14 protein-coding genes are annotated in these 14,432 nt (G+C 64.8%); 7 read left to right on the top strand and 7 right to left on the bottom strand.

What is annotated here, in order from left to right; all coding sequences use genetic code 11:
- Window positions 1-2: 2 nt before the first annotated feature.
- The 4 genes from trpC (at window position 3) to lexA (ending at window position 3,291) form a co-directional block, all read left to right on the top strand.
- On the top strand, window positions 3-812 hold the full coding sequence (gene trpC, locus BIWAKO_RS23640) for an indole-3-glycerol phosphate synthase TrpC (RefSeq protein ID WP_069880735.1): 810 nt from the start codon (window positions 3-5) through the stop codon (window positions 810-812).
- Entirely contained in the window at window positions 809-1,297 is a 489-nt protein-coding gene (moaC, locus tag BIWAKO_RS23635) for a cyclic pyranopterin monophosphate synthase MoaC (RefSeq protein ID WP_069880734.1), read from the top strand. The genes trpC and moaC overlap by 4 nt, the downstream gene beginning before the upstream one ends.
- A complete protein-coding gene (locus tag BIWAKO_RS23630) occupies window positions 1,294-2,505 on the top strand; it encodes a molybdopterin molybdotransferase MoeA (RefSeq protein WP_069880733.1) in 1,212 nt (403 codons plus the stop codon). The genes moaC and BIWAKO_RS23630 overlap by 4 nt, the downstream gene beginning before the upstream one ends.
- Before the next feature lie 81 nt (window positions 2,506-2,586).
- Window positions 2,587-3,291 (top strand): transcriptional repressor LexA, encoded by a 705-nt coding sequence (gene lexA / locus BIWAKO_RS23625; RefSeq protein WP_069880732.1) that lies wholly within the window; start codon window positions 2,587-2,589, stop codon window positions 3,289-3,291.
- On the opposite strand, the gene BIWAKO_RS23620 is transcribed toward lexA, so the two are convergent.
- Both BIWAKO_RS23620 and BIWAKO_RS23615 read right to left on the bottom strand, forming a co-directional pair.
- Entirely contained in the window at window positions 3,285-3,704 is a 420-nt protein-coding gene (locus BIWAKO_RS23620; protein WP_069880731.1) for a hypothetical protein, read from the bottom strand. The two genes, lexA and BIWAKO_RS23620, sit on opposite strands and share 7 nt — an antisense overlap.
- Before the next feature lie 124 nt (window positions 3,705-3,828).
- Window positions 3,829-5,535: a ComEC/Rec2 family competence protein gene (locus BIWAKO_RS23615; protein WP_069880730.1), complete on the bottom strand. Its 1,707-nt coding sequence runs from the start codon at window positions 5,533-5,535 to the stop codon at window positions 3,829-3,831.
- 158 nt (window positions 5,536-5,693) lie between these two features.
- Between BIWAKO_RS23615 and gltX the strand changes: the two genes are divergently transcribed.
- The 3 genes from gltX (at window position 5,694) to BIWAKO_RS23600 (ending at window position 9,788) form a co-directional block, all read left to right on the top strand.
- Entirely contained in the window at window positions 5,694-7,112 is a 1,419-nt protein-coding gene (gene gltX, locus BIWAKO_RS23610) for a glutamate--tRNA ligase (RefSeq protein WP_069880729.1), read from the top strand.
- Between the two features lie 269 nt (window positions 7,113-7,381).
- On the top strand, window positions 7,382-8,671 hold the full coding sequence (gene gltA, locus BIWAKO_RS23605) for a citrate synthase (protein WP_069880728.1): 1,290 nt from the start codon (window positions 7,382-7,384) through the stop codon (window positions 8,669-8,671).
- A 124-nt stretch (window positions 8,672-8,795) separates the two neighbouring features.
- The gene (locus BIWAKO_RS23600; RefSeq protein WP_069880727.1) at window positions 8,796-9,788 is read left to right on the top strand and encodes a Bug family tripartite tricarboxylate transporter substrate binding protein; all 993 of its coding nucleotides are present in this window, start codon (window positions 8,796-8,798) and stop codon (window positions 9,786-9,788) included.
- Window positions 9,789-9,805: 17 nt separating this feature from the next.
- On the opposite strand, the gene lpxB is transcribed toward BIWAKO_RS23600, so the two are convergent.
- The 5 genes from lpxB to lpxD all read right to left on the bottom strand — a co-directional run bounded on the left by lpxB (window position 9,806) and on the right by lpxD (window position 14,400).
- Entirely contained in the window at window positions 9,806-10,969 is a 1,164-nt protein-coding gene (lpxB, locus tag BIWAKO_RS23595; RefSeq protein WP_069880726.1) for a lipid-A-disaccharide synthase, read from the bottom strand.
- Window positions 10,966-11,826 (bottom strand): LpxI family protein, encoded by an 861-nt coding sequence (locus tag BIWAKO_RS23590; protein ID WP_069880725.1) that lies wholly within the window; start codon window positions 11,824-11,826, stop codon window positions 10,966-10,968. The genes lpxB and BIWAKO_RS23590 overlap by 4 nt, the downstream gene beginning before the upstream one ends.
- The gene (lpxA, locus tag BIWAKO_RS23585; protein ID WP_069880724.1) at window positions 11,823-12,632 is read right to left on the bottom strand and encodes an acyl-ACP--UDP-N-acetylglucosamine O-acyltransferase; all 810 of its coding nucleotides are present in this window, start codon (window positions 12,630-12,632) and stop codon (window positions 11,823-11,825) included. The genes BIWAKO_RS23590 and lpxA overlap by 4 nt, the downstream gene beginning before the upstream one ends.
- Window positions 12,633-12,670: 38 nt before the next feature.
- On the bottom strand, window positions 12,671-13,129 hold the full coding sequence (gene fabZ, locus BIWAKO_RS23580; RefSeq protein WP_043236894.1) for a 3-hydroxyacyl-ACP dehydratase FabZ: 459 nt from the start codon (window positions 13,127-13,129) through the stop codon (window positions 12,671-12,673).
- Window positions 13,130-13,338: 209 nt separating this feature from the next.
- The gene (lpxD, locus tag BIWAKO_RS23575) at window positions 13,339-14,400 is read right to left on the bottom strand and encodes a UDP-3-O-(3-hydroxymyristoyl)glucosamine N-acyltransferase (RefSeq protein WP_069880723.1); all 1,062 of its coding nucleotides are present in this window, start codon (window positions 14,398-14,400) and stop codon (window positions 13,339-13,341) included.
- Window positions 14,401-14,432: the final 32 nt, after the last annotated feature.

Here is a 14,432-nt window from a genome sequence, read left to right as displayed (position 1 = left end):
TCATGAGCGACATCCTCGCCCGCATCGAGACCTATAAGCGCCAGGAGATCGCCGCTGCCAAGGCCGCGGTTTCCCAGGCGGAGATCGAGCAGCGCGCCCTGGCTGCCGACCCCGTGCGTGGCTTCACGGCCGCGCTTGCCGCGAAACACGCGGCCGGCAAGCCTGCATTGATCGCCGAGATCAAGAAGGCCAGCCCATCCAAGGGGCTGATCCGCGCCGATTTCGACCCGCCATCGCTGGCACGCGCCTATGCCGATGGCGGCGCGGCCTGCCTGTCCGTGCTGACCGATGCCCCCTCTTTCCAGGGACAGCCGGAATTCCTGCAGCAGGCGCGTGCGGCGAGCGGCCTGCCCGCCCTGCGCAAGGATTTCCTGTATGACCCCTATCAGGTCTTCGAGGCTCGCGCCTGGGGCGCCGACTGTATCCTGATCATCATGGCTGGCGTCGATGACGGGACAGCCCGCGCGCTGAACGAGACGGCAAAGTCACTCGGCATCGACGTGCTGGTCGAGGTTCACAACGAAGCCGAGCTCGATCGCGCCCTCGAGCTCGACAGCCGCTTGCTCGGCATCAACAATCGCGACCTGCGCAGCTTTGCCGTCGACCTCGCCGTCACCGAGAGACTCGCACCGCGCGTCCCCGCGGACCGCATCATCGTTGGCGAGAGCGGCATCTTCAGCCATGCCGACGTCGCTCGGTTGCAACGCGTCGGCGTCGACACCTTCCTCGTCGGCGAGAGCCTGATGCGGCAGGACGATGTCGCCGCTGCGACCCGTGATCTCCTGACCGGTTCTGCGCGCAGCGCAGCATGAGCAAGCTCAGCCATCTCGACGCCAGCGGCCAGGCCCATATGGTCGATGTCGGCGACAAGGAGGAGACCTCGCGCATCGCTGTCGCCGAGGGCTACGTCGTCATGCAGCCAGCAACCCTGGCGATCGTGCGCGATGGCGATGCCAAGAAGGGCGACGTGCTTGGCACAGCGCGCCTGGCTGGAATCATGGCTGCCAAGCGCACGCATGAACTGATCCCGCTCTGCCACCCGCTGCTGATCAGCAAGATCAGCGTCAACCTCACCTTGGACGAGGCATTGCCGGGGGTGCGCGTGAGCGCCGAGGTCAAGATGAAGGGACAGACCGGCGTCGAGATGGAGGCGTTGACCGCTGTTGGCGTCGCTTGCCTCACAGTCTACGACATGGTCAAGGCAGTCGACCGGGCGATGCGGATCGAGGGCATCAGGCTCGTCCACAAGTCAGGTGGCAAATCCGGCACCTTCGATCTCCCGGAAACTGCGCGATGAGCCTCACGCCCGTCCCCGTCGCCCTGAAAGCGCTTATCGACAGCGTTCCGGCACCGACACCAGCAGAAACTCTGCCACTCGCACATTGCGTAGGGCGCGTGCTCGCCGCCGACCTGCAGGCGCTTCGGACCCACCCCCCCTTTGCCAACTCAGCAATGGATGGATACGCCGTTCGCGCCGAAGATACTGCGCCGGCAAATGAATTGCGTGTCATCGGCGAATCGGCTGCCGGTCGCTCCTTCTCAGGGATGGTCCGCTCCAATGAGGCTGTTCGCATCTTCACCGGTGCTCCAATTCCGGAGGGCGCCGATACGATCCTGATTCAGGAGAACGCGGACGGCGTCGGCGGCACGACGATCCGCGTGCGCGAGGGCGCCGAGCGCGGCAAGTTCGTTCGTCAGGCAGGATTGGACTTCTCCGAGGGCGAGGTGTTGCTTCTCGCCGGCAGCCGACTCGAAAGTGCGAGCCTCGGCCTCGCTGCAGCCATGGGCCACCCCACGCTCACTGTGCGTCGCAGGCCACTGGTCGCAATCCTCGCGACCGGCGACGAGCTGGTCCAGCCGGGCGAGCCGGTTGGCCCCGACCAGATCGTCGCGTCCAACAGTTTTGCGCTCGCCGCGCTGGTCGAGCAGGCCGGGGGCACAGCGCTCGATCTCGGGATCGCCCGCGATGATCATGCCGACCTCGCCGACAAGATCGGCCAGGCACGGAAGGCCGATGCCGATGTGCTGATCACCCTGGGAGGGGCCTCGGTAGGTGAGCACGATCTCGTCCAGGCAGCGTTGATTGGGCAAGGCATGGCGCTCGGCTTCTGGAAAATCGCCATGCGGCCGGGCAAGCCGATGATGATGGGCCGCCTCGGCCGTATGGTCGCGCTCGGCCTGCCCGGAAACCCCGTCTCGTCCATCGTCTGCGGGCATCTCTTCGTCGTTCCGCTGCTCAGGGCCCTCCTCGGCGTGCCGGAACCTGAGCGCGATCTGAGTGAGCCCGCAATCGTCGGCAGAGATTTGCCGGCAAATGATGAACGGCAGGACTATATGAGGTCGGAACTGATCCTCACCCCGGAGGGATGGCTGGCAACGCCCTTCGCCAAGCAGGATTCATCCATGCTGGCCACTCTCGCCCGCGCCGATGCGCTGCTCATTCGCGAATCATTTGCTGCGCCGGCAAACAAAGGCGACGGCTGCCGGATCATCCGCCTGCGCTGAGGGCGCTTGCGGAACACAACGCGAACCTGTATGGTGTTCGTGCTTTGTTTCGATTCCGTGCAAAGAGCGCCGGCGGGGACCATGCTGACACGCAAACAGTTCGAACTGCTTCGTTTCATCCAGGAACGCCTGCGCGAGACAGGGGTCCCCCCCTCCTTCGACGAGATGAAGGACGCGCTCGATCTGCGCTCCAAGTCCGGTATTCATCGCCTGATCATGGCGCTGGAGGAGCGCGGTTTCATTCGCCGCCTGCCTAATCGGGCCCGGGCGCTCGAGATCATCAAGCTGCCCGAGGGGGCTGGCGGCCCTCAGGCGACGCGCGGGCGGTTCAACCCCTCCGTCGTCCAGGGTGGCCTTGGCAAGGTCCGGCCGATCGCACCGCCCCCGGACGAGGATGTGCGCTCCACAGTCGCGATTCCGGTCATGGGGCGGATTGCCGCCGGTACGCCGATTTCCGCCATCCAGAGCCGCAGCCATAGCGTGGCCCTGCCTGCTGACATGCTTGGCCCCGGCGAACATTTTGCTCTCGAGGTGCGCGGCGACTCGATGGTGGAAGCCGGCATTCTCGACGGCGATACCGTGGTGATCAAACGTCAGGACACGGCCAATACCGGCGATATCGTAGTGGCCCTGATCGATGACGAGGAAGCGACGCTGAAGCGGCTGCGCAAGCGCGGCTCCTCGATCGCTCTCGAAGCTGCCAATCCTGCCTATGAGACAAGGGTGCTGGGACCGGACCGCGTCAAGATTCAAGGCCGCCTGGTCAACCTGATGCGGCGCTACTGAAGCGGCTCGTGCTCTTCGACAGCCACCAGCGGCAAAGCCGGCGAAGGCCCTGGCGGGGTGCTTGCAGGCCGCTCCCGCTTGCGGCTCCAGGGACGATCGACACCATCCTGCTCTGATAGATGTGCGCGCCAGCCGCCCTTGTGGCCGACAAGTGCGGTCGCGCCATCGCGCGACAATGCCCTGCGGTCGATCAGTCGTGCAGCGCACGGAGCGTTCCACGGAATCGGCGTAATGACGAGATCGGCGCGCCGGCAGTCCTCGACGATGGCCAGGCGATCACGTGCAAAGGCAACGCTTCGTCCTTCCTTGCTGCGGACGACACAACCCAACGTGTCGCAGGCCGCGCCGTCCCGCAGGCTGTTGTCGTCAGGCCGGCGATTATCGCCATCTGCGTTCAGCCATTGTTGCAGCACGAAGCGGCTCGGTTGCCCCGCCAGGTCATGCGACCATCGCCCCCGCGGACCAGGATCCCGGAACCATCGCGTTCGATCAGGATGTCGGGCCTGTCGGGCTTCGCCGCCACGACCAGTCCCGCGATCAGGGGGCGACGGCCAGGAAGCGTAGCGGTGTCGTCCAGAGCGTGATCCAGAGAAGCGCGGCGGCAAAGCATGCGAGCGCCGCCGTCCCGAACGCAGGAATGATCACTGCGGAGTGGTCGAATCCCGCAACCCAGCGCGCGGATTGCAGCACATAGTCCGAAGCGACTCCCATAAGCGCCCAAGCCGGCCAATCCAGGCCGAAGGGATAGGCGAGTACGCCGAAGACCGCCGCAGGCATGACGATCAGGGAAACGAAGGGCAAGGCGAGCGCATTGCCGAGCAGGCCGAAGGGGTTGAAGGTCTGGAAGTGATAGGCACCAAAAGGTGCGGTTGCGACCGTCGCCAACACGGTCGTGACCGTGAGGCCGACCACCGCGACCCAGATTGGCCGTAGCGGCCAAGGCAGGTTCGCCGGCGCCTCGGAGTGGCCGCGATCCTCCCAGCGCTCGGCAAAGGCGATCAGCGCCGCGACAGCACCAAAGGACATCTGGAAACTCGGGCCAAGCAGCGCGTCAGGCTCGCGCAGCAGGACGATCATCGCAGCGAGCTCCAGATTGCGCATGCTGAGCGCCGGGCGATCGACGAGGATCGCACCGAGCATGACCAAGGTCATGATCAGAGAGCGCACCGTCGCGACTTCGGCTCCAGAGAAAATGCAATAGGCCGTGGCGCCGAGCATCGCGGCCAGGGCAGCGAGCTTCTTTACGGGCCAGCGCAATGCCAGCGTTTGCGATAGCGCCAGCAGGCCACGGACCAGGCCGAAGATCGTGGCGGAGGCCAGCACCATGTGAAGGCCCGAAATCGAGATGATGTGATAGATGCCGGCTGCACGCAGGTCGATATTGGTCGCCTCAGTGATGAGGCCGCGCTTGCCGGTAACCAGCGACGCCGCCATCGCGCCTGCCTGCCCTCCCCCGATCCCGGCGATACGCTCCGTCAGGGCATTGCGCGCCCGGTCGACCATCGCGCGAATCTGAAGCTCGAGCGGTGGCTGCGAGGGTGGTGGGGCGAGCGTGATCTTTCCGGGAATGGTCCCGACCGCCCCAAGCCCTCGGAAGAAGGCGTCGCGCCCGAAATCGTAGCCGCCTGGCCGCACCGGACCGGGCGGCGGCAGGAGGCGCGCGAGGGCGACGATGTGATCGCCCGGCGAAACCGATCCGCCCTTGACGTTGACCCGAACCCGCCGTGGCAGGCGTTCAGGCTCCACCCCGGCAATGCTGGTCACCAGGATCACGAGGCGCGCGCCAGCGTCACGCGCCTCGACCGATTCGACAAAGCCGGTGAGTTGTCCCACGCGCGTTCGATCGAGCATCGGTCCTGCGATTGTCGCCGTGCGCCAGGCCGCGGCACCAAAGCCGGCGAAGATGGCAGCAAGGCAGACGCAAGCGAGCATGACCGGGCGTCGGGCGCGCGACAGCGCTGCCATCGCAGCGGAGATGCCAAAGCCGGAGAGTGGGACCCAGAGGGATGGCTCGCGGTCGGCCGCGAAATAAAGCAGGATGCCGGCTCCCATCAGCACCGGCAGCCAGAGAAAGGGCCTTCTGCGCCCGGCCTCGATCGCGATGGCGCCCAGGAAACGCGCGCGCCATTCGGCGAGAAACAACCGAATTGCAGCGTCCTGAAACCACATCTCGGGAATGCGGAACGGTACGGCGCGAACACGCGCGCCGCGCAGCCGGCTCGGGTCTGGCGGCGACTCGCGCATAGGCCGTCCCTCGGGCGGCCAACCGGATGCGATCTTGCGCTTAACGTCGGCCCCATCAGCATGTTACAGGGGCGGCGTCGGTTGTCATGTCCCATCGACGTCTTGTTCCTCTGCCGCTCTGTCGGCCTCATTTCCCGTCCTGCCGGAGCCTGCCTTTCATGAGTGATGCGGTCGTTACGCGCTTCGCGCCGTCTCCAACCGGATTCCTGCATATCGGCGGCGCGCGTACCGCGCTGTTCAACTGGCTCTATGCCCGTCGCCATGGCGGCAAGATGCTGCTGCGCATCGAGGACACCGACCGTGAACGCTCGACAGAGCCGGCCATCGCGGCGATTCTCGACGGCCTGTCCTGGCTTGGCCTCGATTGGGACGGCGAGACCGTCTACCAGTTCGCCCGTGCGGCCCGGCATCGCGAGGTCGCCGAGCAGATGCTCGCCGCCGGCAAGGCCTATTATTGCTATGCGACGCCGCAGGAACTCGAGGAGATGCGCGAGAAGGCGCGCGCTGAGGGCCGTCCCATGCGCTATGACGGACGCTGGCGCGATCGCGATCCAGCGACCGCTCCGGCCGGCGTGAAGCCGGTCATCCGCCTGCGCGCGCCGCAGACCGGCGAGACAGTGGTCGAGGACGAAGTGCAGGGCCGCGTCGTCTGGCAGAACGAGAATCTAGACGACCTCGTGCTGCTGCGTTCCGACGGCAACCCGACCTATATGCTCGCTGTCGTCGTGGACGACCATGACATGGCCGTGACTCATGTCATCCGTGGCGACGACCATCTCACCAACGCCGCCCGCCAGACCCAGATCTACCAGGCTATGGGCTGGCGCGTGCCGAGCATGTCGCATATCCCGCTGATCCATGGGGCGGACGGCGCGAAGCTCTCCAAGCGCCATGGCGCGCTCGGCGTCGATGCCTATCGCTCCATGGGCTATCTGCCGGTGGCCCTGCGCAACTACCTCCTCCGGCTCGGCTGGAGCCATGGCGACCAGGAGATCTTCTCGACCGAAGAGATGGTCTCGCTGTTCAATCTTTCCTCCATCGGCCGTTCCCCTGCACGCTTCGACTACGCCAAGCTGGAGAGCCTGAACGGACTCTATATGCGCCAGTCCGATGATCGTGACCTGCTTGATGCACTGAAGAGCATCCTGCCGGAAATCGGCCCTGCGCATGGCCTTGGCCCCGAACTCGATCCGGTTCTCGAAGCCAAGCTTCTTGCTGCGATGCCGGGACTGAAGGAGCGTGCCAAGACGCTGATCGAGCTGCTCGACAGCGCGTCCTATCTTTTTGCCAAGCGTCCGCTCGCACTCGACCAGAAGGCGGCGACACTGCTGGACGAGGGCGCGCGCCAGCGCATGCCTAGCCTGGCAGAGAAGCTTGCCGCGGTGAATGACTGGACACCAGCTCCACTCGAGGCCGCGGTCCGGGCCTTCGCCGAAGAGCAGGCCCTCAAGCTCGGACAGGTAGCGCAGCCGCTGCGGGCCGCACTCACCGGACGGAGCCAGTCGCCCGGCCTGTTCGATGTGATGGCGGTGCTCGGCCGTGAGGAAACGCTGGCTCGCCTCAGCGATCAAACGTGATCAAAGGCGGGGCAGCCCCGCCTTTGTGATTGGTTGAACCCCAGGGGCAAATGGGCTAGTGACGCCGCATATACCGGGGGTGTCCGAAGCGGCGCCCCGGTATGAATATTGCTTTAATATCAGTCGGATGTACCTTCCTTTGCCTGCAATCCCGTCACATGGCCGTTACGCAGAGCCACTCGGATGATGATTGCCGTTCCGGCACCCATTCGTGCCGGCTCGGATGGAACGAAGATTGATCAGCAGCGAGCCTGAAAGGATCGGTATCGATGAGCGGAACCAACAGCCAGCTGAGTGTGGACGGCAAGACCGTCGACCTGACGGTCAAGACCGGATCGATCGGCCCATCCGTCATCGACATCAGCAAGCTCTACGCGCAAACCGGGATGTTCACCTATGACCCCGGCTTCACCTCGACCGCGAGCTGCGAGTCGGAGATCACCTATATCGATGGCGACGAGGGCGTTCTGCTCCACCGTGGCTATCCGATCGAGCAGCTTGCCGAGCATGGCGACTTTCTCGAGACCTGTTATCTCCTGCTTTACGGCGACCTGCCCACCGCGGCGCAGAAGGCGGATTTCGACTATCGCGTGACGCGCCACACCATGGTGCACGAGCAGATGGCCCGCTTCTTCCAGGGCTTCCGCCGCGACGCGCATCCGATGGCGGTGCTGGTCGCATCGGTCGGCGCCATGTCGGCCTTCTATCACGACTCGACCGACATCTCGGACCCGCAGCAGCGCATGATCGCGTCGATGCGGATGATCGCCAAGCTGCCGACGCTGGCCGCGATGGCCTTCAAGTACACGATTGGCCAACCCTTCGTGTACCCGTTGAACTCGCTCGACTACACCTCGAATTTCCTGCGCATGTGCTTCGCGGTGCCGGCGGAGGAGTACAAGGTCAATCCGGTGCTGTCGCGCGCGCTTGACCGCATCTTCATCCTGCATGCCGACCACGAGCAGAACGCCTCGACCTCGACCGTGCGTCTCGCCGGTTCCTCGGGCGCCAATCCCTTCGCCTGCATCGCAGCCGGCATCGCCTGCCTCTGGGGCCCTGCGCATGGCGGCGCCAACGAGGCGGCCCTCAAGATGCTCGAGGAGATCGGCTCGGTCGACAACATCCCGAAATACATCGCCAAGGCGAAGGACAAGAACGATCCGTTCCGCCTGATGGGCTTCGGGCACCGCGTCTACAAGAACTACGATCCGCGCGCCAAGATCATGCAGAAGACGACGCATGAGGTACTGAACGAACTCGGCTTCAAGGATGATCCGCTGCTCGATGTCGCGATGGAGCTCGAGCGCATCGCGCTCAGCGACAGCTACTTCATCGAGAAGAAGCTCTATCCGAATATCGATTTCTATTCGGGCATCACCTTGAAGGCGATGGGATTCCCGACATCGATGTTCACCGCGCTCTTCGCACTCGCCCGCACCGTCGGCTGGATCGCGCAGTGGAAGGAAATGATCGAGGATCCGTCCCAGCGGATCGGCCGCCCGCGCCAGCTCTATACCGGCTCGCCGAAGCGCGATTACACACCGATCGGCCGTCGCTGAGAACAATTTGACACGATCTTTATGACGAAGGTCGAACCCCATCGGATTTAACAATCCGGTGGGGTTTATCATATGGTGCGCCGCCATAACCTGCGCTCCGCAGAGCAATGACGGGAAACGCCTGATGGACCGCTTCACAACACCGAACCGCCGCGCTTTCATGGCTGGGGCCGGGGCATCCGCCCTCGTGGCCAGCAGCCTGCCCGCGCGGGCCCAGAACTTCCCGACACGGCCGATCATGCTGGTCGTGCCCTTCGCCGCTGGCGGATCGACCGATATCGTCGCCCGACTCGTCGGTGCGAAAATGGCCGAGTCGCTTGGCCAGCAAGTGGTGATCGAGAACCGCGCCGGCGCAGGCGGCAATGTCGGCTCGACCGCGGTCGCTCGCGCCGCACCCGACGGTTACACGATCCTGATGGGCACGATCTCGACCCATGCCCTCAATCCCGCGATCCTCAAGGTGGTGACGTTCGATCCGATCAAGGATTTCACGCCGATCTCCCTGCTGGCCGTGGTGCCCAACGTCATGGTCGTGCACCCGAGCTTTCCGGCCAAGACGGTCCAGGAGGTCATCAAGGTCCTGAAGGACAATCCCGGCAAATACTCCTACGCCTCATCGGGCGTGGGTACGCCGCTGCATCTTTCGGGTGAGCTGTTCAAGTCGCTCGGCGGCGTGAGCATGAACCATGTGCCCTATCGCGGCGCCGGCCCGGCTCTCAACGATGTCGTCGCTGGCGCCGTGCCGATCATGTTCGACAACCTGCCCTCCTCCGCGCAGTTCATTCGCAGCGGCCAGCTCCGCGCGATCGGCGTTACCACGAAGGAGCGCGTGCCATCTTTCCCCGAGATACCGACCATCGCCGAAGGCGGTCTTGCCGGCTATGAAACCTATACGTGGAACGCGCTGTTTGGCCCGGCGAATATGCCAAGGGCAGTCGTTGAGCGCCTGAACGCCGAAGCCAACAAGGCCCTGACGGACCCCAATGTGAAGCAGCGCCTGAACGATGTCAGTGCTGTCATCGTTGGCTCGACCCCCGAGGCGCTGGGTGAACACGTCAAGGTCGAATTCGCGAAATGGGGGCCCATCGCCAAGGCATCCGGTGCGGCGCTTGAATGAGCGCTGCACCGCGCTGATCAGGCTGCCAGCAGTCCCAAGGCGGCATCGACCGCGTTCTCGGCCGGGCTCGCCCCGGCCGATTTCATGATGCGCTCGACATCTGCGAAGCCCGCAAGCTGGGCCTCGCGCACAGGACCTTCGCTGAGGACCGCCAGCACAGCTGCGCTGAGCGCTTCGGGCGAGGCTTCGTCCTGGATGAACTCGGGAACGATGCGCGTGCCGGCAACGAGATTGGGCAGGATCACCGTCGGCAGCTTGATCAGCCTGCGCGCCAGCATCGCCTCCCAGGCCGCGCCACGATAAGCTGCGACCAGCGGCACCTGTGCCAGAGCGAGCTCGAGCGTCACAGTCCCGGAGGCCGCGAGCGCAGCGCGCGCCGTGCGAAAAGCGGCAAGCTTGGCGTCTTCGCCATCGACGAGACGGGGCTTCACAGACCAGGTCGAGACAGCCTCCTCGATCATGCCGCGCAGATGCGGAACCGCCGGCAGCACGAAGCGCGCGCCGGGCACCTCGTTCGCGATGAGCGAGACCGTCTCGCCGAAGGCCGGCATGAGGTGGCTGATCTCCGAACGACGGCTGCCGGGAAGGATCAGGATGTCTGGCGTCGAAGAGGCGTTGCGCCGCGCCTGATCCCCGTCACTTGGCCGCAGCTCGGCGAGCCGCTCGATCAGGGGGTGGCCGACATAGATCGTCTTCGGGCCTCCCAGCCTTTCCAACGCAGCGGGCTCGAAGGGCAGCAGCGCCAGGATGCGATCGACATGTGGCGCCATCTTGCGGGCGCGCCCTGAACGCCACGCCCAGACACTGGGGCAGACCCAGTGTGCAATCGGGATCCCGGGAGACGTCCGTCGAACCTTCCGAGCGACGCGCAATGAGAAATCCGGGCTGTCGATGGTGAGCAGCAGATCGGGCGCGAAGGCAACGACGCCCTTGGCGGCATCGGACATGCGTCGGAGCAGCAGCGGCAGCCTAGCCAAGACGGGGCCGAACCCCATCACGGCGATATCGGATTGGGGAAAGAGTGGCCGCAGTCCCTGTGCGATCAGGCTCTCGCCGCCGACGCCCACGATCTCGAGCGGACGATCACCCAACCGCCGCCGCAGGACGGCGAGAAAGCGCAACGCCAGAGCATCGCCAGACGCTTCGCCCGCAATGATGGCGAGCCGGAAGGGCCGGTTCACGCGACGCCCTCGACGAACAGACCAAGCTCGTCAGCCAGTGCGCCCAGTCGAACGCTGTCTCCGACAAGCACATTGCCGGCGCGTAGCGCGATGCCGGAGAGGCCAGCCTTAGCCGCGTTCCGCAGGGTTTCAGGCCCGATCGCCGGCATGTCGACGCGCAGGTCCTGGCCTTCCTTGGGGGCCTTGACCAGAACGCCGTCGCCCTTGTCGATCTTGAGACGCCCTGCGCCCACCAGCTCGGCGACGCGCCTGATCATGGCGTCGGTACCCTCGGCAGCCTCAATTGCCACGACACGATGATCGGCAACGATTGCGGCCTGACCGACATCGAAGGGCGACAAAGCCGCCAGCAACGAGAAGCCATGTTCGATGCCGTCGCGCGCCACGGCCGAGACGCTGCGGCGCCCCAATGGACCGAGCGGCGCGGTCAAGCCCGGAGCGATCTCGGCTGGACCATGAACACGAAAACCCCGTCCCTCGAAGAACTGGACCACACCCTTGAGCAAATGATCATCCCCGCCGCGAAAGGCGCGAGCGAAGTGGGGCAGGTATTTCAGCGTCGAGGGCTCGGGCATCAGCGAGCCAAAGCTCGGCCGCGGCAACGCGCCGATCATGACGATGTCGACGATCCCGCGCCGCTTGAGCTCGTCGAGCAATCGCCCGAGTTGCCCCAGGCGATAGACACGCGAGGATTCAGGATCGAAATCGCTCGGGTTGGCTGCGCCGTCGATCGCCGCGATATAAAGCTGATGCCCCCGCGCTGCCGCCAGCCGGGCCAGATGCGGCGGGTATTCCCCGCCTCCGGCGATGATGGCGAGAGGAAAGGCGCCGGTCGCTGCGTCGCTGCCCGTGCTCACCGGTCGGGCGCGTTGACGTCGCGCGGAATGCAGATGGCGCGGTCGCTGCCCGAGCGGATGAAATCGAGGATCTCGAGCATCAGCGGGTGCGAGGCAAATTCCGTCGCCACGTCTTCGACGCGCTCGGCCAAGGTGCCTTCGTCGGCGAAGAGCAAACGATAGGCGCGACGCAGCTCATGAATCTGCTCCCGCGAGAAACCACGCCGCTTCAGCCCGACCAGATTGAGCCCGGCCAGATGCGCAGGATTATCCCGCACCATGCCGAAGGGAATGACATCGTTCATCACACCGGCGCCGCCGCCGATGAAAGCATGCTCACCAATGCGAACGAACTGGTGGAGTCCCGTCCCACCACTGACGATGACGTAGTCGCCAACCTTGACGTGGCCGGCACTCATCACGTTGTTCGAGAAGATGACGTTGTTGCCGATTTCGTTGTCGTGCCCGACATGCGAATTGGCAAGGAACAGGCAGCGGTCACCCACGACGGTTTTCATGCCGCCGCCTTCGGTGCCCGGATTCATGGTCACGCCTTCGCGGATCATGCAATCCGCGCCGATCGTCAGCGTCGACGGCTCACCGTGATATTTGAGATCCTGCGGCGGGTGGCCGATGGAGGCGAAGGGGTAGATCCTGGTCCGGGCCCCGATCGTGGTTCGGCCGGCGATCGCAACGTGACTGACGAGCTCCGCGCCGTCCCCAAGAACGACATTGGGGCCGACCGTGCAGAACGGACCGATAACGACCCCCTCGCCCAGCTGCGCAGCCGGATCGACGACCGACATCGGATGGATAGTCGCGCTCATGAAAGATCTGTCCTGATTTCGACGGAAAGCGGCTGGCCTTAAGCCACCATCGCGGAGATCTCGGCCTCCGCGACAAGCACGCCGTCAACTTTCGCCTCGCCGCGGTAGAACCAGATATTGCGCTTGCGGGCGACCTTGGTGAGGTGGAAACGCAAGGTATCGCCCGGTACGACCGGCTTGCGGAACTTGGCCTTGTCGATCGTGGTGAAGAGCACGGACTGTACCGCCTCCTCATCAATTCCGCGAGCGCTCACGACGAGCACGCCGGCGGTTTGCGCCATAGCCTCGATCATCAACACCCCCGGGAAGACCGGGCGGCCTGGAAAATGCCCGGTGAACTGGGGCTCGTTGGCGGTGACGTTCTTGATACCAATGCCAGACTCGTCGCCGTTCATCTCGATGACACGGTCGACGAGAAGGAACGGATAGCGATGGGGAATGCAGGCCATGATCTTCTGAATATCGGCCACACCCAGCGATGTCGTCGCGTCGGTCATGCTCTCCCGTCTCCCGCGCAGGCCTGCCGGCTTCGCCCGCAAAGTTGTATCGTTAAATCGATGCCGGAACAGGAGGTTGCGGCTGGCGCCGGGTTCCTGTCAGCTTCTATGCCCGTTTGCCGGAAATGGTACCGGACGATCAAGCGAATTCGACATTAGACCCGCTCTTCGCATGCCTTGCGAAGGCTGTCTCGCTCTCTCGCCTAACGTCAGCTCTCCGAACCGCCCGAGGACTTGCCGCGCTTTGCGACAAGAGATTTGAGAAGCGCTGTCTCGCGCGCCCAGCTGAGAGCCGGCTGCGCGGGATAGCCGCCATAGCGCGCACCTCGAGGGATGTCGCCGGCGACGCCGCTCTGGGCGGCAACCTGCGCGCCCATCCCGACCGTCAGATGGCCCGCGAGGCCAACCTGGCCACCCAGCACGACGAAATCTTCCAATGTCGTAGAGCCAGCGATGCCCACCTGCGAAACGATCACGCAATGGCGGCCGATGACGCAGTTATGGCCGATCTGAACGAGGTTATCGATCTTGGTACCTTCACCGATGACCGTATCGCGGCTGGCGCCCCGGTCAATGCAGCTATTGGCACCGATCTCGACGTCATCCTGGATGATGACCCGGCCGATCTGCGGCACCTTCATATGGCCCTTCGGGCTCATCGCGAAACCAAAGCCGTCCTGGCCGATCCGGACACCCGGGTGAATGATGACCCGGTTTCCGACCAGGGCCGATTGCAAGGTGCTGCCGGCGCCGATCGCACAATCACGCCCGACGCGGACCTGGGGGCCGATCACGGCATGCGAGGCGATCACGGAACCGGCGCCGATCTCGGCACCGGGGCCAACCACGGCACCCGGATCGATCGTGACGTTATCCTCGATCCTTGCGGTGGCGTGGACGAAGGCGCCCGGCGCGACCCCTTGCGAGCCAAAGACCGACCGTGGCTTGAGCGCATCGGGATAGAAGCGCGCCATGATCCTGGCAAAGGCATGATAGGGCGCGGGGGATACGAGCGCGACAGTGCCCGCGGGAACACGGGCAGCGAACCGGGACGAAACCAGGCACAGCCCGGCCGAAGTCCCCGCCAGCGCATCCGTATATTTGGGGTTGTCCATATAGGCGATGTCATCGGGCCCGGCGGCCTCGAGTGCAGCCGCGCCGGTAACGAGCCGCGTGGGCTCCACGCCCTCAGGCAGAGCGGCCCCTGAAATGGCAGCGACCTCGCCGTAGCTCAGCGAGGTCGCGATCGGGAAGAATTGAGGTTCTGACATGCAATGGGTCCGTGCGGGGCGTTGCCGCCCCG

The organism is Bosea sp. BIWAKO-01 (assembly GCF_001748145.1).
GTDB lineage: Bacteria > Pseudomonadota > Alphaproteobacteria > Rhizobiales > Beijerinckiaceae > Allobosea.
Note: the sequence above shows the minus strand (reverse complement) of the source record. Positions and strands in the feature narration are given on the sequence as shown.

Bases quoted from the DNA above. Each gene is read 5' to 3' on its own strand.
- trpC (WP_069880735.1), top strand. From the start codon at position 3: ATGAGCGACATCCTCGCCCGCATCGAGACCTATAAGCGCCAGGAGATC.
- moaC (WP_069880734.1), top strand. From the start codon at position 809: ATGAGCAAGCTCAGCCATCTCGACGCCAGCGGCCAGGCCCATATGGTC.
- BIWAKO_RS23630 (WP_069880733.1), top strand. From the start codon at position 1,294: ATGAGCCTCACGCCCGTCCCCGTCGCCCTGAAAGCGCTTATCGACAGC.
- lexA (WP_069880732.1), top strand. From the start codon at position 2,587: ATGCTGACACGCAAACAGTTCGAACTGCTTCGTTTCATCCAGGAACGC.
- BIWAKO_RS23615 (WP_069880730.1), bottom strand. From the start codon at position 5,535: ATGCGCGAGTCGCCGCCAGACCCGAGCCGGCTGCGCGGCGCGCGTGTT.
- gltX (WP_069880729.1), top strand. From the start codon at position 5,694: ATGAGTGATGCGGTCGTTACGCGCTTCGCGCCGTCTCCAACCGGATTC.
- gltA (WP_069880728.1), top strand. From the start codon at position 7,382: ATGAGCGGAACCAACAGCCAGCTGAGTGTGGACGGCAAGACCGTCGAC.
- BIWAKO_RS23600 (WP_069880727.1), top strand. From the start codon at position 8,796: ATGGACCGCTTCACAACACCGAACCGCCGCGCTTTCATGGCTGGGGCC.
- lpxA (WP_069880724.1), bottom strand. From the start codon at position 12,632: ATGAGCGCGACTATCCATCCGATGTCGGTCGTCGATCCGGCTGCGCAG.
- fabZ (WP_043236894.1), bottom strand. From the start codon at position 13,129: ATGACCGACGCGACGACATCGCTGGGTGTGGCCGATATTCAGAAGATC.
- lpxD (WP_069880723.1), bottom strand. From the start codon at position 14,400: ATGTCAGAACCTCAATTCTTCCCGATCGCGACCTCGCTGAGCTACGGC.